Source organism: Sulfurimonas sp. HSL3-7 (assembly GCF_039645985.1).
Taxonomy (GTDB): Bacteria; Campylobacterota; Campylobacteria; order Campylobacterales; family Sulfurimonadaceae; genus Sulfonitrofixus; species Sulfonitrofixus jiaomeiensis.
Window position 1 is genome coordinate 15,787 of the sequence record NZ_CP147919.1, and the last position, 21,976, is coordinate 37,762.

The 21,976-nt window shown below is 53.6% G+C and carries 22 protein-coding genes; 16 read left to right on the forward strand and 6 right to left on the reverse strand.

The features are described from left to right. Positions 1-122 precede the first annotated feature (122 nt). The 3 genes from pstS (at position 123) to WCY20_RS00080 (ending at position 4,349) form a co-directional block, all read left to right on the forward strand. Positions 123-1,127, forward strand: coding sequence for a phosphate ABC transporter substrate-binding protein PstS (gene pstS, locus WCY20_RS00070; protein WP_345976073.1), 1,005 nt, complete (start codon positions 123-125; stop codon positions 1,125-1,127). A 493-nt stretch (positions 1,128-1,620) separates the two neighbouring features. Beyond that, positions 1,621-2,967 carry a hypothetical protein gene (locus WCY20_RS00075; RefSeq protein WP_345976075.1) on the forward strand — a complete coding sequence of 449 codons (1,347 nt, stop codon included), beginning with the start codon at positions 1,621-1,623 and terminating at the stop codon, positions 2,965-2,967. A 161-nt stretch (positions 2,968-3,128) separates the two neighbouring features. Then, positions 3,129-4,349, forward strand: coding sequence for a hypothetical protein (locus WCY20_RS00080; protein WP_345976077.1), 1,221 nt, complete (start codon positions 3,129-3,131; stop codon positions 4,347-4,349). Between the two features lie 125 nt (positions 4,350-4,474). On the opposite strand, the gene WCY20_RS00085 is transcribed toward WCY20_RS00080, so the two are convergent. After that, complete coding sequence (locus WCY20_RS00085) at positions 4,475-5,032, reverse strand: GNAT family N-acetyltransferase (protein WP_345976079.1); 558 nt, start codon at positions 5,030-5,032, stop codon at positions 4,475-4,477. Between the two features lie 280 nt (positions 5,033-5,312). Here WCY20_RS00085 and WCY20_RS00090 point away from each other — a divergent pair, with 280 nt between their 5' ends. Further along, positions 5,313-6,281: a 6-phosphofructokinase gene (locus WCY20_RS00090; protein ID WP_345976081.1), complete on the forward strand. Its 969-nt coding sequence runs from the start codon at positions 5,313-5,315 to the stop codon at positions 6,279-6,281. On the opposite strand, the gene WCY20_RS00095 is transcribed toward WCY20_RS00090, so the two are convergent. The 3 genes from WCY20_RS00095 to WCY20_RS00105 all read right to left on the reverse strand — a co-directional run bounded on the left by WCY20_RS00095 (position 6,278) and on the right by WCY20_RS00105 (position 8,882). Next, positions 6,278-7,009, reverse strand: a complete 732-nt coding sequence (locus WCY20_RS00095; RefSeq protein ID WP_345976082.1) for a phytanoyl-CoA dioxygenase family protein — start codon at positions 7,007-7,009, stop codon at positions 6,278-6,280. The two genes, WCY20_RS00090 and WCY20_RS00095, sit on opposite strands and share 4 nt — an antisense overlap. A gap of 103 nt (positions 7,010-7,112) precedes the next feature. Then, positions 7,113-8,108, reverse strand: a complete 996-nt coding sequence (locus tag WCY20_RS00100) for an LLM class flavin-dependent oxidoreductase (protein WP_345976083.1) — start codon at positions 8,106-8,108, stop codon at positions 7,113-7,115. A gap of 24 nt (positions 8,109-8,132) precedes the next feature. After that, a complete protein-coding gene (locus tag WCY20_RS00105) occupies positions 8,133-8,882 on the reverse strand; it encodes a class I SAM-dependent methyltransferase (protein ID WP_345976085.1) in 750 nt (249 codons plus the stop codon). Positions 8,883-9,054: 172 nt separating this feature from the next. On the opposite strand from WCY20_RS00105, the gene WCY20_RS00110 reads away from it, so the two are divergent. Genes WCY20_RS00110 through WCY20_RS00165 form a run of 12 tightly spaced genes read left to right on the forward strand, consistent with a single transcriptional unit; the run spans position 9,055 to position 18,874 of the window. Continuing rightward, complete coding sequence (locus WCY20_RS00110) at positions 9,055-10,065, forward strand: ABC transporter substrate-binding protein (RefSeq protein WP_345976087.1); 1,011 nt, start codon at positions 9,055-9,057, stop codon at positions 10,063-10,065. Further along, positions 10,062-10,556, forward strand: a complete 495-nt coding sequence (locus tag WCY20_RS00115) for a hypothetical protein (protein ID WP_345976088.1) — start codon at positions 10,062-10,064, stop codon at positions 10,554-10,556. The genes WCY20_RS00110 and WCY20_RS00115 overlap by 4 nt, the downstream gene beginning before the upstream one ends. Continuing rightward, positions 10,546-12,528 carry a TonB-dependent receptor gene (locus WCY20_RS00120; RefSeq protein WP_345976089.1) on the forward strand — a complete coding sequence of 661 codons (1,983 nt, stop codon included), beginning with the start codon at positions 10,546-10,548 and terminating at the stop codon, positions 12,526-12,528. Before WCY20_RS00115 ends, WCY20_RS00120 begins: the two co-directional genes overlap by 11 nt. Before the next feature lie 2 nt (positions 12,529-12,530). Next, complete coding sequence (locus tag WCY20_RS00125; protein ID WP_345976091.1) at positions 12,531-13,430, forward strand: LLM class flavin-dependent oxidoreductase; 900 nt, start codon at positions 12,531-12,533, stop codon at positions 13,428-13,430. Between the two features lie 30 nt (positions 13,431-13,460). Beyond that, positions 13,461-14,018, forward strand: coding sequence for a globin (locus WCY20_RS00130; protein ID WP_345976093.1), 558 nt, complete (start codon positions 13,461-13,463; stop codon positions 14,016-14,018). Between the two features lie 9 nt (positions 14,019-14,027). Then, on the forward strand, positions 14,028-15,038 hold the full coding sequence (locus WCY20_RS00135; RefSeq protein ID WP_345976095.1) for an ABC transporter substrate-binding protein: 1,011 nt from the start codon (positions 14,028-14,030) through the stop codon (positions 15,036-15,038). After that, entirely contained in the window at positions 15,035-16,018 is a 984-nt protein-coding gene (locus WCY20_RS00140; RefSeq protein WP_345976097.1) for an iron ABC transporter permease, read from the forward strand. Before WCY20_RS00135 ends, WCY20_RS00140 begins: the two co-directional genes overlap by 4 nt. Beyond that, positions 16,018-16,800, forward strand: a complete 783-nt coding sequence (locus tag WCY20_RS00145; protein ID WP_345976099.1) for an ABC transporter ATP-binding protein — start codon at positions 16,018-16,020, stop codon at positions 16,798-16,800. Before WCY20_RS00140 ends, WCY20_RS00145 begins: the two co-directional genes overlap by 1 nt. Continuing rightward, positions 16,797-17,507: an energy transducer TonB gene (locus WCY20_RS00150; protein WP_345976101.1), complete on the forward strand. Its 711-nt coding sequence runs from the start codon at positions 16,797-16,799 to the stop codon at positions 17,505-17,507. Before WCY20_RS00145 ends, WCY20_RS00150 begins: the two co-directional genes overlap by 4 nt. An 8-nt stretch (positions 17,508-17,515) precedes the next feature. Then, positions 17,516-18,067: a MotA/TolQ/ExbB proton channel family protein gene (locus tag WCY20_RS00155; protein ID WP_345976102.1), complete on the forward strand. Its 552-nt coding sequence runs from the start codon at positions 17,516-17,518 to the stop codon at positions 18,065-18,067. Continuing rightward, a complete protein-coding gene (locus WCY20_RS00160) occupies positions 18,054-18,470 on the forward strand; it encodes a biopolymer transporter ExbD (protein WP_345976104.1) in 417 nt (138 codons plus the stop codon). The genes WCY20_RS00155 and WCY20_RS00160 overlap by 14 nt, the downstream gene beginning before the upstream one ends. Further along, positions 18,470-18,874, forward strand: coding sequence for a c-type cytochrome (locus tag WCY20_RS00165; protein ID WP_345976105.1), 405 nt, complete (start codon positions 18,470-18,472; stop codon positions 18,872-18,874). The genes WCY20_RS00160 and WCY20_RS00165 overlap by 1 nt, the downstream gene beginning before the upstream one ends. Positions 18,875-18,898: 24 nt before the next feature. Here the strand turns inward: WCY20_RS00165 and WCY20_RS00170 are convergent, their stop codons facing one another. Then, entirely contained in the window at positions 18,899-19,525 is a 627-nt protein-coding gene (locus tag WCY20_RS00170) for a class I SAM-dependent methyltransferase (RefSeq protein WP_345976107.1), read from the reverse strand. Then, complete coding sequence (locus WCY20_RS00175) at positions 19,525-21,453, reverse strand: TonB-dependent receptor plug domain-containing protein (protein WP_345976109.1); 1,929 nt, start codon at positions 21,451-21,453, stop codon at positions 19,525-19,527. The genes WCY20_RS00170 and WCY20_RS00175 overlap by 1 nt, the downstream gene beginning before the upstream one ends. Positions 21,454-21,976 lie beyond the last annotated feature (523 nt).

Sequence of the window (21,976 nt, forward strand, 5' to 3'; positions counted from 1 at the left end):
TACCATATATATTGATTTCAGCATCCTGCTATCCTTCTTGCTGCAATGTCCACTTTCTGTAACCTTCTTGTTACATTCCTGTTTTACAATGCCGCCATCAAACATCCAAAAGGATCTCAATTATGTTAAAAAAACTCGTTACAAGTGCATTGTTGGCCGCCGTTGCAGCAACAGTGTCTATCGCAGGCGATAAGATCAGTGGGGCAGGCGCCTCTTTCCCGGCACCTCTATATTATGACTGGGCATTCCAGTATGGAAAAGAGACGAAATCCCGTGTCAACTACCAAAGTATCGGTTCAGGCGGGGGGATCAAGCAGATCTCAAAACGCATTGTCGACTTCGGTGCTTCGGACAAGCCTCTTAAAGCGAAAGAGCTTGCTAAGTCTAAACTGCTTCAATTCCCTGCCGTGATCGGTTCGATCGTTGTTGCACTGAATGTACCGGGTATCGAAGATGAAAAGCTCCGCCTTACCAATGAAGCGGTAGCCGACATCTTCGCCGGCAAGATCACGATGTGGAACGACCCGAAGATCGCTGCCGAGAACAAAGGGCTCAAGCTTCCGAATCAAAAGATCATCGTTGTCCACCGTTCGGACGGATCGGGTACGACATACAACTTCACCTACTACCTGAACAAAAGCTCTAAGAACTGGGCCGACAATTACGGTGCGGGTAAAGCGATCGACTGGGCGACCGGCATCGGCGGTAAAGGCAACGAGGGTGTGGCATCATTGATCAAACAGACCCCGTATACGATCGGCTATATCGAAAACGCCTACAAAGAGAAAAACCACCTTGCTGCGGCGACACTGCAGAGTGCGAGCGGAAAATGGGTACCGGCGAGAGAAGAAAACTTCAAAGCGGCGGCAAAATATGCTAACTGGACAAAAGAGGGGCACTTTTACGCCATGTTGACGCTTCAGCCGGGCGACACCTCTTACCCTATTGTTGCGGCAACGTTTATCCTCCTTCCGGTTGAGAAGGCTGATATGAACAAAAAAGTGATCGCTTTTTATGACTACGCTTTTAAAACAGGTGACGAAGCTGCGAAAAAACTCGGCTACATCCCGCTTCCGGAAGCAACGAAAAAAATGATCCGCGAATACTGGGCAGCAAACATTAAATAGTACACTGCTGGGGACCCAGTTCCCCTTCACTGCGTTTTCATTCGAGGTGGTATTTTATGCCTCGCATGTACGGTATTCTCGATGCTTGTCAGCGGGGATCCCTCGCGTCAATGCGCTCTTTCTCACAACTTGTACTAAATCTAAAGTTTCTGTAGTTTTAGATCATGTCAAGATGGTTTTTGTCATCTTTCTATAATCCATTCACCATTCACCATTCACCATTCACCATTCACCATTCACCATTCACCATTCACCATTCACCATTCACCATTCACCATTCACCATTCACCATTCACCATTCACCATTCACCATTCACCGAGAGTTGCCCTTAAAATTATCGTATAATGGAAAGTGTTGGTTCCAAGGACCTTTTGCAAAGGTAACCAGTAGGGTTTGTCTGTACCTAATCAAAAGCGGAGTGTAACTGTTTTGTAACCATGATGTAACCGAAATGTTCTACAATCTGCTCAATATACATTCAGGAGAATGACAATGAACAAAGTCGTATTATCAACACTAGCAGCCTTGGCGCTGAGTACCGCAGCCTCTGCCGAGGCGATGACGCTTTACACGGACCCCGTGACGGGCCAGGTCTTTACAAAAGATGGCGAAGGGCGTCAGGCGATGGGTGACTACGTCAGTGCCGAAGCAGCTGCTTCTGACAAGGGGCCGACGGTGGAAAACCCGGATTCGGTCGAGTTCTTGATGGGCAAAGAGACCGGCCCGAACATGAAGTTCACCGCTTCCGACAATCCGGATATGTGGATCAAGCTTGGGGTACGTATCCAGGGTACCTTTGAGAACTGGAAGACGGATTATGCCGATGCTACACCGGACACTGATAACTGGGATGCCTACCTGCGCCGTACCCGTTTAGAGGTCGCAGCCGGCTTTACGAAACATATCTCCTATGTGATGGATATCCGTAACGATAAGGCCAACTATCAGGACGACGGTGAAGGGACATTCAACGTAGGCGATGCCTACCTGCAGATCAAGAAGCCGTTCGGGACCTCACTGGTCAACTACAAGCTCTACCGCGGCAAGATCGATGTCTCGCGTACCGAGACGGTCAAGTCGGCTTATGTCCTGCATTACGACCGTCCGCATGTCGCAGACGAAGCGGCACAGTACATCACGCACAACCGCCGCGGCACCAACGCCAAGATGTATGGGGACTGGAAGAAAAAGATCCACTACGAAGTGGCCTTTGGAGACGGTGTAAGCTCGGCGAAGTTCAAAGACGCAAGCGGTAACAGCATCGGTGGTGATGTGGATCAGGAGAGCTTCTTCTACGGTGGTAAGGTTGTCCTCTCGCCATTTAGCGGCTGGGAGGAGACGAAGCGTACCGAGACCTATTTCGCGCAGGGCAAACACTTTGAGATCGGTGCGGCTTACTGGAAAAGCCCGGACATCAATTATGACAATGGTACTATATCTCAAAAGATTGACCATGAATTGATCAACTTGGAGATGTCGGCACACTACAAGGGGGCCTTCATCCAGGCGGAGTACTTCGAGTTCGACGGTGTCGTCAAAAATCGGTTGTCAAGCGAAACAGGCAAGTCGAACGGCTGGTACGCGACGGGTGAGTATGTCATCGAGCAGCTGGGTTACCTTGCACCGTTTGTCCGTTACGAGAAGTGGGACAAGTGGGAAGACGCGGCTTCGGGAGAGGATTACGAGCTTGAGTCCAAAATCGCCGGTATCAACTGGTACCTCCGAGGCAACACGACCAAAGTGGGCCTTGTCTACCAGGAAGACGACTACGGCGCGAGTCTTAAAGGCGGGGAGCATACCGATACCCGCATGAAACTGACCACGCAGTGGTTCTTCTAACACCTCTTTTTTTCTGCATCCCTGCCGGGGATGCGTGATAATCTATCCACTCTTTCATTACAAATACTAATGTCAACAGACGGTGAACTGTAACTTTTTTGTAACCTAAATGTAACCAAAATGTTCTATTATTCGACCAATATTAGTTCGGGAGAATAAAAATGAAAAAAGCGGCTTTATCTACATTGGCGGCAATGACGCTAAGCATGACGGCCTATGCGGAGGGAATTGAACTCTATACCGATCCTGCTACCGGCCAGATCTTTACACAGAGCGGTGAGGGCCGCGAGGCAATGGGACGTTTTGTCAGTGCGGATGCACCTACGAAAGAGGTGCCGTGGTACTCGCATGCCGATAAACTGAAATTCGGCGGTCTAACCTATCTAGGGTTTACGCATACAGACTTTAAAGATGATGCGATTTCAGACACGGACAAATTCGAGATGCGTCGTGCCTACGTTCAGATCAAAGCGTACCTGCTTGAGGACCCCAAATCGTACTTCCGTGTGACACTTGATATGGAGCATGTTACCAGCGATGCGACAGCCGGTGACTACAACGTGCGTTTCAAATATGCCTACCTCTACCTGAACGAGATCCTTCCGTACACCGGTGTCGAACTGGGTATGGCGCACCGTCCGTGGATCGATTACGAAGAGCACAACTCGTGGTTTTACCGCGATACGCACTGGACCTTCACCGAAGCGGACAACTCCGCAAAACTCTCCAACTCGGCGGACCTCGGTGTCAACTTCAAGACAGAGACGAAATACTTCGGCAGCGAAGTGGGTCTCTTTACAGGTGAAGGGTACCACAACGTTGAAGACGGTGCAGGCATCTCTTTCGAGTGGCGTGCAACGGCGCACCTTCTTGGCGAGAACGGTAAAGACAAGCAGACGACGACGACCTACTGGGATGCATCGTTCTTCGGCCAGTACAACATGGACAACCACAAATACACGCAAGCCGGTGAGAATCAGGACCTGATCTGGGGCGGTCTGCACACGGTCTTCAATATGCCGTCGTTTATGGTTGCAGCACAGTACATCAAGTCAGAGGACACGATAGATGGACCGACGGTCTACAGCAAAGCGGGTGAAGGTTACAATGCCCACGCCGTCTACCGTTTCGGCAGCGAGAAGCAGTTCCGTGTCGTCGGCCGCTATGATGCTTGGACGCCAGAGGAAAAATACGGCGTAGACAACGAAACATTGACAAAACACACCTACTACGGCGGTTTTGTCTGGGAGCAGAATAAGAACATCGAATGGGTTGCCAACGTGTTGACTTATGACAACGATGTGGCTGCAGACAGTACTAAAGCGAGCGGTGCAAAAGACAACTCGACCAACTATATGCTGACAGCACAGGTCTCTTTCTAAGAACCTCCACTTTGATGCCTTCAGGCATCACACCTCTTTATCTGTGCCGATCCTTATCGGAGGCATAGATACTTTCTTTTACCAATAACATCTGTGTCGATCCGCTTCAACGTTATTATATTGTTTCAGAACCCGAAAGACTTTTTAAACCGTTCCTCTTCGAGGCTTTTTTCCGCACGTTCTTTCACGGCTGTTTTTTTGTCAAACTTTTTGAGCATCGTGAAGGAGGGTAACCCTGTGGCACCGGTATGTTCGGAACCTTCCACCTTTGTAAATCCCAACCGTTCGTAGAGCTTTATGGACGGGCTCTCTTCCTGGACAGAAAGAGAGAGCTGCGAATAGACTTTTTCAGCTTCCGTAAAGAGCTGTTCCATCAGTTGTGTTCCCAAGCCTTGATTGCGATATTCCGGAAGGACGGCAAGGAGAAGCTCCGGGGTTACGTTGTCAACGTGACCAAAGCCGTTGAGCAGCATACGGACCCAGGCCCCGCCTGCGACTTTGTGGTCAACAATGGCATAGACGCCGATGTCACCGTTGTAATTGCCGTAGTTTCGATGGTATTGTTCGAGAGAAGGATGATCATCCAATGTCTCTGCTCTCTCGTCCAGACGGGCAGCGTAATAGAGTAGCTCTTTGACGATAAAATGTTCGGAAGAGCGTAAAAAATAAAGTTGCGTATTCATAAACCGCATTATACCTTTTGTAGTACAATAACACAGAATCGATGTGAAGGTGTGAGATGAAAGAGACTACTGTTTTATGTTTTGGCGGAGATGATATCTCCAAGAGAAAAGCAAGGCCACGAAAAACCATCGAAGCTAGAGGAGAGAATTGATATGGGCAATATAGCTATCTTATGTTCCGGCGGAGATGATATCTCCCAGAGAAAAGTGAGTGGACTCACTTTTTTTGTGAGTAAAGTAAGATCACTAAAAACCATCGCAGCTAGAGGAGAAAATTGATATGGGAAACATAGCTATTTTATGTTCTGGCGGAGATGTTTCCGGTATGAACCCCGCCATCAAGTATTTTGTCGAATACAGCATTGCAAAAGGGTTGACCCCCTATCTGGTCTATGACGGTTTTGAAGGGCTGATCGATAACAAGATCGTTAGCGCGAGTTATCAGGACGTTAGCGGTATTATCAACCGAGGCGGTACCAAGATCGGCTCGGCACGTTCAAAACGTTTTATGGAAGCCTCTTACCGCAAAATAGCCAAAGAGAATCTGGACAAACACCGCATCGACAAACTGGTTGTGCTTGGCGGCGACGGCAGTTTCCGCGGAATGGAAAAGTTTTATGAAGAGCAGGGGATTGCATTTACGGGGATCCCTTCGACGATCGACAACGATATTGCGGGTACGGATTACTGTCTGGGTGTCGATACGGCACTCAATATCATCAGAGAGGCACTCGATGCCATTCGGGATACGGCATCGTCGTTCAAACGTGCCTTTGTAGTCGAGACAATGGGACGTGACTGCGGTTATCTGGCGCTTGTCTCAGCCGTCACTTCGGGTGCCGAGCTCTGTCTTATTCCGGAGGTCTCTTATGATCTGCGCAAGTATGAAGCAAGGTTCAGGCAGGAGCTCCTTGAGGGACGCCGATACTTTTTGGCTGTTATCTCAGAAGGGGTAAGACAGTCCTCCCAGGAGATCGCTGCGTGGTTTGAAGAGAAGATCGGTATCGAATCACGGATAACGATTTTGGGGCATATCCAGCGCGGCGGCAATCCGACAAGCAGGGACAGGTTGATGGCGTACCGGTTTATTGCCTTTGGCATTGACGGGCTTCTGAGAGGTGAAAAAGACAAGATATGCTGCTATAACAGCGGTAAACTTAACTATAAGTCCATTGCCGATGTCGCTAACAAAAAATATGAGATCGAACCGGCTCTGATGGAACTTGCCGGTCCATGCCTGGGGAACTAAAGAACCACTTCCCTGTAATCGCTGCGTGTATTTGGTATGGGTTTGTTTGAGCATGCCCGCACACTGTAAACAAACGATATCTTGGGTGTGTCCGTATTGTTTTTACGTGCATAGTGCAGTGTTTTGGCGTGGAATAATACGACGTCGCCCTTTTTCAGGTCAAAATGGACCCGTTTGGCGATGATGGCCCGGTTTTGCGGCAGGTCTTCTCTGAAGCCTGACTGCGCATCAAACTGCTCAGGTGCAAATTTCATCTTGTGGCTTCCCGGAATAAACTCAAGCAGGCCATTCTCAAGATACTCATCGCCCAGACTCAGCCAGACACTCAGAAGATTGTCGTTCTCATAGTGCCAGTAGCGGATATCCTGATGCCAGGAGGTGACGGAACTGACATGCGGCAGCTTGGTCATGATGGAGTTATGATGGGCCAGGAGCAGGCGGGGCTCTTCTCCGAGAAGCTGCTCCAAAACAGGGCGTATTTCAGGCTCTGTCATCCACTCTGCAAACAGCGGATCCCTGTCATAGACCTGACGGAGACGGCGCACTGTTTTTTTCGAGCTGTTCTGTTGCAGATACTCCTCTTCGCTCTCCAGCGGTTCACTTTTTTCTGCCAGATATTTTTTTGCCAGTTCAAGGATGGCGTCGCAGCGCTGAGGGTCGGCGAACTTGGGAAGAAGGAGAAACCCGTTTGTCTGAAAATCGTTGATCTGCTGAGGTGTTAGTGTCATTTCGCCGCCCTATATTGATGCGACATTCTCTCACTCATGCCATTAAGACAAGCTAAAAGCCTTTGTTTCATGAAGGAGATCGGTTTTGGAAAGAGACGTATGTTCAAGAGACACTCTTATCGCTGGTGATCTCTGCAAATGCGTTGATGATGGCGATGTTCTCTTCGAGGCTGCTTCCCCCCGGCCGGATGGCGAGTGAGGTGACACCGGCCTCTTGGTAGCCACGTAGCTGTTCAAGGCATTCTTGAGGGGTACCGGCCAGTGCAGCGGAGGCCATCGGGTGTGAAGCGAAGAGTGTTTTGCGGGTGGTACCGAAGCCGGCGTCGCTGCGCGGCGTGTTCTGTGCTTTGACTGCAAGCATACGCTCTGAGAAGGCGTGTGCCGACAGCAGCGCCTGTGCACGTGCACGTTTGCCGTCTTCGTCAATGTAGCAGAGACGAAGCAGCGTCAGTTCGGGTGTTCTGCCGCTGCAGCGTTTGTAGAGAGTAACGGCGGCAGAGAGCTGCTCTAGTGTCGCCGTCTGTCCCATCATCAGCCCGAAACCGTGTTCTGCGGCAAACCGGACACTCTCTTCCGAGCCGAAGGTGGCGATATGGCCGGGGATGATTCCCGATGGGGAGGGGACCACCGTCGCTTGCTTCAGGTTGAAATAGTTTCCTTCAAAAGTGACGTTCTTCTCGCTGAGCAGCCGCTGTATCAGTAGGGCGGCCTCATAGAGCGCTTCTCTGTTGCGTACGGGGTCCGAGCGAAAATGGCTGTCATCAAGGGGGAAAGCGCCCTTGGCCATGCCGAAGAGGATCCTTCCCGGGTTCAGCCGCTCCATGACGGCCAGTGCTTCGGCGACCATGACCGGCGAGTGATAGGGGAGTAAAACGGCGGCTGAGCCGACGGTTATACGCTGTGTAACACCGCTCAGGTAGGCCATCAGAGGCAAGATCGGTCCACTGACGCTATAGTCGTTGAAGTGGTGCTCGCTTACCCACACTTCATCGAGCCCTCTGTTCTCGGCTTCGCGTACGAGAGAGACCTGTTCGTTCAGGGCACGGGTGAAGTCCCGGTGCGGATTGTCAAAAAAAGCAAATAGGGCGCTACGCATCATGCGTACCGCCGTAGAGAGAGGATGTTATGCATGCCACAGTACGACCCCTTTCTCCGCTTCGGTGTGAAAGCAGACGATGTTGCCCGTGCGGTGTGAGTGGAGTATCGTTTCAACTTTGCAGGGATCGGGTTCGATCGACTGGCGTTCAAGCTGACCGTAGGCGTAGCAGCGCGCGTCATCGATGTTCATCCTCTCCTCCCACTCCGTGGTGAAAAAATGTATTTTATGCTCGATACCACGCCGGGTCATGGCATCGCCGAATCGCCGGGTCGTGCCTGCCATCGTCGGATAGGAGCAGTCGTGAGCTTCAAAGAGTGCTTCAAGCATTTTATTGATGCGGTAGGCGCCCCAGCCGACGTAGATGCCGCATGACGTTGCCGACTGCAGCATCTTCTCGATCTCATCGTCGTGCGTGACCGCCGGTGTCATGGAGGCAATGACAATGTCGTAGCTGTTAGGCTCAGCCGCCTTTTTCCAGTCCATGTTGCGCATGCTGACCAGCTCACCGACCTCTGCGCGCCGGGCATCCGTGCGGAATTTGTTAAGCATGAGCGCGGAGATATCGATGCCCGTGACATGAGCGCCGCGCTGGGCCAGAGGGATAGCGACCGTACCGGTGCCGCAGCCGATGTCCAAAACCCTTTTCTCCCGGAAGTCAATACCGGTGCTTTCGCACCAGGTGATGATCTTGCTGACGTCTTCTCTCATGGCCGGGTCGTCATAACTCGGATAGCGTTTGGCCATCTCATCCCAAAATGTTAACGGTGTCTGCATTGTCTCCTCCTGATAATAAACGGAACGGCCTGTCCCGATTATTCGTTATATTATTGACAATATAGCGAAATTAACATACAATTCGGAAAAATACTGCCTATTATTTTGGCATTTGTGTAATTTTTTAATGTTTTTACTCTTCATTATATATATGTTTATATAAAGGTTTGTCATGTTTCAAAGGCTTTTTTTGCTCCCGCTTCTGTTTCTGCAACTTGCTGCGTCCGAAATGAAGGAGTGCTCCGGTCTCCCTTTTGTTGCGAAACATATCTACGGGGCATCTCCGCCGGTCAACTATCTGCTCTATGCGGTTGACCCTTCTCTGCTCGTTGGTCTGAATTTCCCGCTGCGCCGACATGAAGAGGCCTATTTCGGCGATGTGTCAGGGTTGCCCGTCATCGGAGGCTGGTTCGGACAGGGACGGACACCCAACCTCGAGATGTTGGCAGCGGTGGCGCCTGATCTGACGATCACGTGGAACTACCGCGGTGATTTCGGGCGTATCGCAAAGACGCTTGATGGGCTCGGCCTGGTCTCTTGCGCGCTGCCGATAGACCGTCTTGACGATTATCCCGAAGCGTTCAGAACGCTCGGAAAGATCACTCAGAAGGAGGCGAGAGGGCAGGCACTGGCCGACGATTTTGAGCGGCGGCTACAGGCTGCGGAGGCGGTGCGTCTGAAACACAGCGGAAAAAAAGCGCCGCGCGTCTACTACGCGGAAGGGCCTGATGGGCTTAAAACGGAGTGTTCGGGTTCGGTCCATGCCGAATTGATCGAGAGGGCCGGCGGAGAGAATGTCCATCGTTGCAGCATTACAGGCGGGTTCGGGATGGAACAGATCACGGTCGAGCAGCTGCTGCTCTACGATCCCGATCTCATCATTGTCTTTGACCCGTCGTTTTACAAAAAGATCTTCGGGGATGAACGTTTTTCGCGTCTGAAGGCTGTCAAAGAGGGGAAGGTCTATCCCATCCCGCGTTCGCCGGTCAACTGGTTTGACCGTCCCCCTTCGTTTATGCGCATTGCCGGCCTGGAGTGGCTGCAGCATCGCTTATGGCCGGAGGCAACGGACGGGGCGCTGGTGCAATCGCTGAAGGGTTTTTTCGAACTCTATTTTAAGCGGAAGATGTCGCCGGATGAGATCCGGTTGCTGCTGTACCCGAGACAGGAGGAGAAGCGATGAAGACAGTGATAGCACTGCTGCTGGGTTTTGCCCTTTTACAGGCCGGTGTTCTTGAGATCGGGGGGAGTGTCGAGAAACCGCTTCGCATCGACAGCGGCGCCTTTTCAGCCATGAAGCAGACCGAACTTGAAAAGGTAGGGCTGGTTTGCATGAGCGGCGAGACAAAAGCAGCACCGAAGCGCCGCAAAGGGGTACTGCTGCGCACGCTGTTTGAAGCGTCCGGGCTGAAGGTTTCCCGCCGCGGCGACCGAAACCGCGCGGTCGTGCTTGCTTCGGGAAGGGACGGCTACAGTGTGGCGTTCAGCTACCAGGAGCTTGTCAACACGCCGGTAGGTGAGAGGGTCCTGGTCGTGGATGAGGACGGGATGTTCGGTCTCTATACCGAGCAGGATTATATCACCGGACCGCGCCATGTCCGCAACCTTGTCCGGCTGGAGGCTGTAATCCTCGACAGCGGCATATCAAATCAAAAGGATACAAATGAAAAATGAAAAATCGACGGTGCTTGCAGCCCTGCTGGCTTCAAGTCTCCTGCAGGCGGAGAGCTTTGATCTGGGAAAGGTCAGCGTTGCGACGACTGAAGAGTCAGTCGGGCTGTTTGAAACAGAGGTGACGGACGAAGCGATGACACTGCACTCAAGCGAGACGATCGCTGATGCGCTCAACAATGTCAGCGGCGTCTATGTCGGCAATATGGGCGGGCGAAACGAGACCACGGTCAGTATCCGCGGTTTTGATGCCCGCCGTATCGCCGTTTTTGCAGACGGGGTACCGATTTACGTTCCGTATGACGGTAACTTCGACTACGGCCGTTTTATGACTTCGGATCTCGGGGAGATCACCGTTTCAAAAGGGTTTTCCTCCGTTCTCTACGGGGCCAACACCTTTGCCGGGGTCATCAATCTTGTCTCGAAAAAGCCGCTCAAGCCGTTTGAAGCGGAGATAGGTACGACACTAGTGCTCGACAGTGATGCCACAATGGCCCGCTATCTCGGCGCGCTCAATGTCGGCACCCGTCAGGAGAACATCTATGCGCAGCTGAGCGCCAGCTATATGCAACAGGACCATTTCCGTCTCAGCGACGATTATGAGGCTACAGCGGAGCAGCCTGCAGGCGACCGGCTGCGTTCGCAGAGCGAAGACAAGAAGGTGAGCTTCAAGATCGGCTATATTGCCGATGACAAGAGCGAGATCGCACTCTCTTACGCGAACCAGCAGGCGGAAAAAGAGCAGCCGCCGGTGACGGACCCCGCGTACAGCCGGACCAAATACTGGGATTGGCCGAAATGGGATAAAGAGAGTATCAGTCTAAACGGCCGGAAGAACTTTGACGGCAGTTATGTTAGAGGGAACATCTATTACGATACCTATAACAATGCGCTTGATTCCTATGATGACGCCAATTATACGACGATGAACAAGAAGTATGCCTTCAAAAGCGAATATGACGACTATAGTGCCGGAGGACGGCTGGAGTACGGCATTGAACTGGGCGATTACAGTATCAAAGCGGCCGTCAACTACAAGAGAGATGTCCACCGCGGCTACGACATTGACAAGGTGACGGATGCGTCGACCCTGATAGAGGAGTACCACGACGATATCTATTCGTTCGGTCTTGAAGGGACCTACCGGGCGACGGAGGTCCTTTCAGTGATCGCCGGCATCGGCTACGACCGCATGAAACCGGGGAAATTCTACGATACCAACAAAGACCAGAACGTCAGTGGCGGTGAAGCACAGGGCGCGTTAAACCCTCAGCTGGCACTGCTTTACGGTTTCGGAAGGATGGGTACGCTCCGTGCCAGCGTCGCACAGAAGACCCACCTGGCGACTATGAAAGAGCGCTATTCACGCAAGCTAGGCTATGCTGTCGCAAACCCGGATCTGGGCGAAGAGCGTGCAACGCATTATGAGCTTGCTTATCAGTTTGCAAGGTCGGGATTCTTACTGGCCACGTCGCTCTACTACTCCCGTATCAGTGATGCGATCCAAAACGTCTACTATGACACTTTTGACGGCGTAGACCGTACCCGTAATGAGAACATCGGCGATTTTGCACATACAGGTTTCGAGGTCGACCTCGGTTATATGCGCGGTGCATGGCAGGGCGGTATGAATTATGCCTATATCAACGTCAACAACCTTGATCAGAGCAGCGAGAAGATGATCAATGTCCCGAAACACGAGCTTTTCGCCTATGTGGATTATGCGCTGACTAAAGCGTTATCACTGTATGGGAATATGCACTTTAGAGACGGTGCCTATTCGCAGGATAGCAGCGGAAACTATCTGGAGGTCCCTTCGTTTACCACCTTCGATCTCAAGGCGACCTATACGATAGGCGAGAGCCTGAAAGCCGCAGCCGGGGTCAAGAACCTCCTGGACAAGAACTACGCGTACGATCTTGGTTTTCCCGAAGCGGGACGCGAGTTTTTCATGACGCTGGCCTACAGCTACTGATCATGGAACTGGGACTTACGCTTGTCGGGGATGCGACCGACACCACTCCTGCTGAAGCGAGCGCAGCTTTTCTGGAGCTCTGCCGAACGGCGGAGCAGAGCGGTCTGCAGACCCTCTGGTTTACCGAACACCATCATAACCCCACACGAATGAGCTCAACGATCCCGGTGCTGATGGCGGCAGCCGGGGCACAGACGAGCTTGAATCTCGGGGCGGCGACGCTGTTGCCGGGACTGCATGACACCACCCGTATGGCGGAGTCGATGGGCACGCTCGAATCGCTCTATCCGGGACGATTGCTATGGGGATTCGGCAAGGGGGGACGCAGTGAGATCCTCTATACCCATCTGGAGCATATCACGCCGGAAAATGCACGTGAAGAGATGATGCGCAACCTGCGTTCTTTGCTGGCACTTCGGGGCAGCGAAGAGGTGATGCCGCCGCTCTCGCATGACACCCCATGGTTCGTGGCCACCCGCGATACCGCGGCAGTACAGCTGGCTGCCGAAAACGGACTTGGCGTGATGTTCGGCCATAAATGGCCGCTCGAAGAGCTTGTCGGGATTGTCTCTACCTACCGGTCGGCCCATCCGGAAGGGCGGGCCCCGGCCATCATGCTTTCGCGCTATTTTCTCTGCGACAGCGACGGGGAACAGGTGCAGCGGAGGATGACCGAGGAGGTGGGAAAACGGCGGGAACATATGCGCCGGAGGGGACGTTCGCTCGGTGAGGCGTCCGGAGAGGGTATCCGTTTCCGTGAGTCGCTGGTCGGCACACCCCAGGAGTGCCGTGAACGCATGGCCTATTTCAGAGCGATGGGCGTGACCCATCTGAGCCTGCGGCCTGTCTCCACATGTCACGAAGATACGGCAGCCTCGCTTGTCATGCTTGCGCAGCGATAGTGCTGTTAACTAAAAAATCAAGGAGTTACGATGAATGAAGAGGCGATCTCTACCTTTAGAGAGTGCAATGTGAATGCCCGTTTTACACCTGCGGGCGATGAGGTGAGGAAAGTTGAGCCGAAGGTCGACTTTGTCTACCCGGCGGTTCCTTTCCCTTCGAAACGGATCTTCGGTGCGATGGGAGAGGAACGGATCCAGGAGATGGTCTACCATCACCATGCCCTGCTTCGCAAGAGCGCCGTCGGGGAGATGTTCCCGGCCGACAATGCCGCTTTTGAAGCTGCCGTTCTCAAGACAGCCGACTTTTTTATTGAGGCAACGGGCGGTCCGAGCGTCTTTACATCGCAGTACGGCCATCCGGCGCTGCGTGAGCGCCATTTCCGCTTTCTGATCGATGAAAGAGCGCGGGAGATCTGGCTGATGATGTATAAAAAGACCCTCAAAGAGATCGCCTTTCCTAAAGAGCATCTCCGGGAGTTCTGGAGCTGGATCGAGCCCCTCTCGATCCGCATGATCAACCGCCGTACCGGTTTTGAGATGCCCAAGCGTTATCCGTTTGAGACCATTGCCCATGAGTTCGGGCTTTAAGGAGAGAAAATGTTACGTATGATCCTGATATTTCTGCTGCTCGGCAGCACTTTTCATGCCCGCATGATAACCGATATGGCGGGACGCAGCGTGGACGTCGAAGCGAACCTGACCCGCGTTTTCGGCTCCTCGCCGCCGACGACCTATCTGGTTGTCCTCTTTAAACCGGAGGCACTGGTGGGGCTGAACTTCCCGCTTGACAACCCGAACAACAGAGGTTCCGATATCCTCGATGCGCGCCTCAAGACACTTCCGATCCTCAAAGGGTGGCACGGCAACGCCGGTGGCAGCAGCGCCGAAAAGCTGCTTGAACGCAGGACCCAGTTGATCATCGGCTGGAACAACGCCTTTTTGAACAATATGATCGAAAAGAGCCTGCACGGTGCCGATATCCCGGTGATCTATGTGGAGCCTGATGATATGCAGAAGCTGCCGGCGACCTTTCGTTTCCTCGGAAAACTTTTTGAAAAAGAGCAGCGGGGCGAAGCGCTCGCTTCGTATGCCGAAACGGTCAACAGCCGTCTTGCATCGCTGCGTAAAGGGGTGAAAAAGCCCAAGAGTGTCTATTATGCTCTCGGTCCGAAAGGGCTTAACAGCGAATGCGACAACTCGTTCCATGCCAATTTTATCGAAGCGGCCGGGGCCGTCAATATCAACCATTGTGAACAAAGTTCGCTGATCGGGATGGAAGCGGTCTCCTTCGAATCGCTACTTGCCAGACAGCCCGATGCGATTCTGGTACAGGATAGGAACTTCTACCGTACCATCTTTGACGATCCTCAGTGGGGACTGCTGAGAGCGGTCAAGGAGAAGGCGGTCTATTATGTGCCGAAAACACCGATCAACTGGCTGGACCGTCCGCCTTCGTTTATGCGCCTGATCGGGACACAATGGCTGGCTGCCACCCTCTATCCGGAGCACTTTAAAGAGGATCTAAATGCCGAGATAACGCGCTTTTTCGACCTTTTTTTCGGCCGTTCCCTTGAAGAGCAGCAGCGCAGAAAGATGATGCAACCATGAGCAGGACCCTGAGCATCTCCGCATTGACGGGGGTATTGGTATTGAGCATGCTACTGGCGCTGGGAATAGGGAAGTATCCTATCGGGCTTGACACCTGGAGTGCGTTGCTACAGGGAACGGCACCCGACATTGCGGGCAGTGTCGTTTTCGAACTGCGGCTGCCGAGAATCATCGCGGCCGTACTGGTCGGCGCGGCCCTGTCGGTTTCGGGAGCAGCGTTTCAGTCGATGTTCGTCAACCCGCTTGTATCACCTAGCCTGCTGGGGGTGCTTGCCGGAGCCTCGTTCGGTTCGGCATTGGGCATCCTGCTCTCCGAAAGCTGGTTCGTCGTACAGCTGCTCACTTTCGCTTTCGGCGGGATCGCGGTTCTCTTTGCGATGGGCATCGCGTTGATGTACCGCGGCAGCGGTATTCTGATACTCGTTCTTGGGGGGATTATCAGTACCTCGCTCTTTACCTCGCTGCTCTCCGTTATCAAATACACCGCCGACCCCTACGACCAGCTTCCTTCGATCGTCTACTGGCTGATGGGCTCGTTTGCGCTCGTCGAGCGCTCGACGCTGCTGGGTGTCGCCCTGCCGATGCTTCTGGGCATAGCGACGCTGATGCTGCTGTCGAAATATCTCAACGTCCTCAGCATGGGCGATGACGAAGCGCGTGCTCTCGGCGTGAACGTCCGCTGGATCCGCATTGCCGCGATTACCGCGGCAACCCTGATCAGTAGTCTCACGGTGGTGACGGCGGGGGTAATCGGCTGGGTGGGGCTTGTCATTCCTCACATCGCACGTATGGCGGTGGGGCCGGACAACAGGCTGTTGATCCCGACCAGCGCGCTGCTCGGCGGCACCTACCTGCTTCTGGTCGATACCCTATCAAGGACGATGTTTGATTCGGAGATCCCGATCGGCATCCTCACCTCTCTTGTCGGGATCCCGGCCTTTGTCATCATCCTCAGAAACGCCAAAAAAGGGTGGGGCTGATGCTGCGCGCCGAGAATATCCACTTCGCTTATGAACACGGCAAGGTGCTTGACGGGATTTCGTTCCATATCCGCCCGGGGGAGGTGGTCTCGCTGCTTGGCCCCAACGGAACCGGGAAGTCGACGCTGATCAGAATATTGACGGGGCTGAACGCGCCCGATGCCGGCCGGGTCCTTCTGGAGGGAAGAGATCTCCGTGAGATCTCTTTCGGTGAGCGGGCAAAAATGGTCGCCTATGTTCCGCAGTCGCACCGAAGCGCTTTCGGGTATGCGGTGCTTGACGTGGTGCTGATGGGGCGGATCGCTTCACAGTCGCTCTTTTCGCGATACAGCAGAGAAGACCGTGAAAAGGCAGAAGAGGCGCTCGAACGCGTCGGTATGCTGAAGTATGCCGGCAAGAGCTATACGATGCTCAGCGGGGGCGAACGCCAGCTGGTCCTGATCGCCCGTGCACTGGCACAGGGGGCGAGCCTCTTTATTATGGACGAACCGGTATCGGGGCTCGATTACGGCAACCAGCTGCGCTTGCTGCAGCAGATCGACGCACTGGCTTCGCAGGGGTACACCTTTTTGAAATCGACGCACTATCCCGACCATGCGATGATGGTCTCGACGCGGGTGATCATGCTCCGCGACGGAACGGTACGCGCGGACGGTGCACCGAAAGAGGTGGTCACCCCGGAACGTATCGACGAGCTCTATGATGTCAGGGTATCGATGCATGACCACCCTTCGGGGATGCGTCTCTGCGTGCCAGATGCTTTCGGAGGAAAGCAGGTATGAAACGGCTGCTGTTTTTTTTCTTTCTGGCCTGCCTGAGCGTCTTCGGAGCGATCGCCGGGGTCGTGCACTATCCCGAACAGAGCACGGCTGAGGTGCACAAAAGCAACGAGGAGCCGGTCGTACTCACCTTCTATACACCGCCCAGACCGGAACCGGCCAAAAAAAGAAAGAGCGTTCCAAAAGAGGTGAAAAAAACGGCGCCGAAACCGCTTCCGAGGCCGAAAACGGAAACAAAGAGGGCAGATACGCTGAAACCCGAACCGCAGAAGATGGCACGCAAGACGGTGCCGGAACCAGCGGAGTCGTTGCCACCGAAGGTCCAGGAGGCGGTTCCGGCTGAAGAGGAAATGCCAGTGAGTGCCGTGCCGACGGAAGAGGCGGTCTCTCCTGAAGTACCGCAGCCTTCAAAAAGTGAGTCACAGCACATTGTCGAGGCCTATTACGGCAAGCTATACAGCAGGATAAGCCGCCAGAAGTACTATCCGCACCAGGCCAGACGCTTCGGTATCGAAGGGGAGGTCACTGTCGTTTTCTTTCTCGATTCTGAGGGGAAGATCATCGAGACGAAGCTTCTGAAAAAAAGCGGCAGCCGTCTTCTTGACCGTGCCGCGCTGGAGATATTCAGGCAGATAGAACAGTTCGAAAAGCCACCGGAGACGATGGTGAAACGCAGTTTTGAGATTACGATAGATTACCATCTAAGTTAGGAGAGATCATGGAAGAGATTATTAGTTTTATCGTGCAGAGCGACTGGGTCGTCAAGACTTTTTTCGGTGCCAGTATCATTTTGCTGACGCTAACGGCCGACCGTCTTTACGAGCTGGCCCGTACGCATCGGGAAATGACGCGTATCGAGGCGGACCCGCATGCTGCGGTGCGGGAGACGTCGCCGCTGCAGACATTGTTAAGAGGCGACTGGGGGGACGAGCGTGGGCTCGATCTTCTGCTGAGCCGGTTCGAGCAGCAGCTCCAGCGCTACAGTACGGTGCTGGGGCTCATTGCCGTTCTTGCTCCGATGCTGGGACTTATAGGGACCTTTCTGGGGGTTTTTCAGGTCTTTGACGGGGTATCAAGCGTCGGTCTGAGCGATCCCAAAGTGATCGCAGGCGGTATCCGCAAGGTGCTCGTAGACACGGTAGCCGGGCTGAGCATCGCGATCCCGGCCATGGCGGCATTCAAGAGCTTCGAGGTCTGGACGCTTTCGCTCTCGCTGCGTGCAGAGGCGCTGCTGATGAGTCGGCAAAAGGGTGCTGATGGCACGGCGTAGGCGCAGGGTCAACTTTGCGATGGACATCGCACCGGTCAACCTGATCGACCTGGTGCTGATACTGCTGATCTTTTTTATCACGACGACCACCTTTCTCAACATAAAGCTGATCGAACTGGCCCTGCCAAGTGCCGAAGGAGAGGTGATGGAGAGCGATAAAAAACCGCTGGTAATCTCTATAGACCGGGAAGGGACGCTCTTCGTGGACAAGGAAGAGCTCTGTTTCGATGCGCTGCCCGAGCTGCTGAAAGCGCGTCATCAGCACAATCCGAAGCTTGAAGTGGTGATCGCTGCAGACGCGAAGAGCCGTCACGAAAGTTTCGTCAAAGCGGTTTCGGCCGTCAAAAATGAAGATATCGGGCGTATCGGGATCATTACCGATACGCCGAACGAGGAGAAATAATGAAAAGATCTATCACCGTTTTCGCATTTGCTGCGATTTTGACTACCAATGCGTTTGGCGGCGAGCCTTCAAAGGGCGAGGCCCTATTTGATGCGAAATGCGCCGCATGCCATATCAAGACACGTCCGACACCGGAGAAGAAAAAGGGTCTGACAGCGCCGCCGGCGATGGGGGTGATGTTTCATGTCAAAGCGGCGTTCAGTGACCGGAAGGCCGCGACGGCCTTTGTCTCGGACTACGCCCTAAACCCTTCTGAGAAAAAGGCCAAATGCCTGCCGCGTTCAATCCGGCGTTTCGGGGTGATGCCGTCGCAAAAAGGTGCCGTCACGGAGGCGGAACTCTCCCTGATCGCCGACTACCTCTACGACAACTTCCCGTCGAAAGGCTTTCGCCACAGCCGTTGAGGCTGCCGTAGCACATTTCAAGGATCAGCGTACAAAATGGGCCATGAAGCCTCTCTCGTCGCGTGTGATCTCGATTTCGGAGGCGTCCAGGGCCATGACCCCTGCTACCAGCCGTTTTGCCGCATCGGGCACGCTGTGGCGTTTGATGCGCTCCTGCCACTGCGGGTCGCGCAGCGCCATCTTCGCAAATACCTCCTTTTTTATTTCGGCATTGCCGAAACCGCCGCCGATAAAGGCGTGACCGCCAGGACGCAGTACACGCAAGATCTCTGCAACCGCTTTTTCCGGCGTGTTCCAAAACGGGAAGGAACCCCTGCTGATCACAAGGTCGACGCTTGCGTCGGGGAGTCCGATGGCATGGACATCGCTGCAGAGTGTCGAAGTACGTTCGGCGAGGCCGCAGCCCTGTGCATGGTTTTCGGCGAGTTCGAGCATCGCCTCAGAAATGTCAAGATAGGTGACGCAGAAGCGGCTCTGCTGCGCCAGGGCTCTGCCGAGCCAGCCGCTGCCGCAGCCGAGGTCGAGGCAGTGCCCCTCCTGCATGCCGCAGCTCTCCAGGATCCTGCCGGCCATAACGGGGTAGAGCGGGGCAAAGACCTCTCTTGCGATCGCATCGAAACGCTGCGGTGCCCCTGTTTTACGCATCGCCATCAGAATGCCAGCCTGTAGCTGGCACCGACGACACGCCCCATGCTGGGAAAACCGTAGATCGATTCGTAATCGTCATCGGCAAGGTTGCGTGCATAGAGCTGCACTTTGTTGTCGACACTGAGGGCCCTGAATGCGTATCCGAGTGAGAGATCGACGTTGGTGTAGCCGCCGGCGTCGCCGGTACCGGCTTTGTTGACCGTTTCAAACCGGTCGACATAATAGGCGCCAAGCGTCGCTTCATAGCCGTTCTGACGGTAGCTGACGACCCCGTTGAAGGTGGAGTTCGGGATGCGGTTGTCGAGAAGCTCGTCGTTGTTGGCGTTGTAGCTGTAGGAGAGCTGGTACGAGAGGTGAGAGAGCGTTCCCGCCAGCGCCAGCTCCGCACCGTACTCATGCCAGCTTTTGTCGCTGTAGACGTTGACCAGTTCGGTCGGATCTTCAGGATCAGGGTGCTGCGATGAGACGTAGGGCGCGTCCATGACATTGAGGAAATAGAGGCTGAGGCGCGGTCTGAGAAATACAAAACTGCTGTTCTCCCAGCCTCCTTCGATGTTATAACGTCTGCTGGCAGGGAGGGAAGAGCTGTCTTCGGTCTCGACATCGGGTGCGTTCTGGGTGCTAAGCCGGGATCGGATGAAGAGCGCACTGCTTTTTGTATAGTCCCATCGTCCCCCGACCGCGACCGCCATGACAGGCTCGTAACTCTGGTCTTCGATGCGCACTTTTTTCGGCCCGATCTGTTCGTACCCGATATCGATCCACGTTTTGTCTACGCGCAGACCGGCATCAAGGCTGAACGCACCGAGCTGCCACTCGTCCTGGATAAAGATACCGGCGGTACGCTCTTTTTTCTCCCATCCGGTATAAAAGTATTCGCCGGTCGGGGTATGCCACCAGATCCCTTCGAGACCGGCACGCAGGGTATGGTCGCCCAACGAGACGGCGTGATCGAGCCGCAGATCATCGAAGTTCTCGCGCTGCTCCTCTGTCGCATGGTAGTCGGGGTCGCTCCACTTTTCCTGCTGCAGCTGGGAATTAAGATAGCTGTGGGCATAGGAGAGCGATGTGACGCCGTAAGAAGAGGTGTAGCCCAGTTTGGCAGAGCCCTCCGCGATCCGCATCGGGTCATAGCTCCATTTGGCGTCGCTCACCCCCGGGGTGGTGCTTCGCTGCAGCTCCTGGACCGTATCCGTGAGAAAGGCCTGTGCGTCGAAAGTCCAATTGCCGAAGAAGAGCCCGCCTTTGGCATAGAGTGAACGTTTTTCAAAGCCGGTCGTCCAGTCTGGGTCACCGTTGCTCTTGTCATAGTCGGCGATGAAGTTCAGGTAGCCGTTCTCGCCGAGCGTGCCTGCCATCGCGTTGACATGTTTTCGGTCGAAACTCTCCCCCTGCAGCAGCAGGGTCCCCTCACTGCTTATGGAGGGAAGTCTTGTTTCGATAACAAGGTAGCCGGCATCATCGCCGCCGATCAGACCACCGGTTCCGTTGGGAAGCGGTCCCAGGTTCAACGTAGCAGAATCCCGAACGATGCGGATGCGTTCGATCGCTTCGACCGGAAGGGTGGCAAGTATCCTGCTGGTGACAGCGGCAGGGATGTAGATTCCGTCGATAATGATCCCCAGAGAGCGGTTGCCCCGGACTTTGACCCATGCAGGGGCTTTGCGCCCCTGTCTCTGGATAAAAACAGAGCTGGCATACTGCAGCACATCAAAGATATCGGAGGGGTTCAGGGCCTCGATCGTCTCGCGGGTGATGGTCTCTTCAAGCGTTGAAGCGCTTTTCGGTAGCGAGGTGTTACGCGATGGGACGATGCCTTCGGACGATACCGTAATCGGAGCAGTGGCAACATCGACACTCCCAAGGGGGACGGTGGTTCCGCCGTAAAGCAGTGCCGACGCCGACAGACTGATCACATATAGTTTTCGCATAGATTTCCTTTTTGTCTCCCGTTTTCGATGCATCTGTATGTCTGCTGCTTTTTAGCATGGCTGTCAGAAAAGAGAATATTTACGGACACATCGCTGATGGGTAGATGGGTATATAACGCAGAGAAGAGCCTCCAGGCTAAAAGCCATTTCATTATATAAATGAAAATATAACGTTTGGATTGTTAAGGCGTTCTTAACTCTGTATAGAGTCATAAACACAAGAGGTGGACCATTTAGTCCTTTCGGAAGGGAAACAGTGCTGTTTTATTCTATTTGCATCACAGAATAAATACAACATGAATAAAAGTGGACTGTAACTAGGGAAAAAGGCCTTTCGCGATGTTTTTGTTGAGTTCGGGTATGTTCAGTGACTGAAAGGAGAATATACGGGAATAAGGCCCATCGCGCAAAGGATCGGGGGTAATATATAATGAAAAGGTTCCTCGTTGACATGCTGTCATTTTCATTATATATTAAAAAATATAACGATTAGAATATTAAAGTTTGCTGAATCTTTATTTTT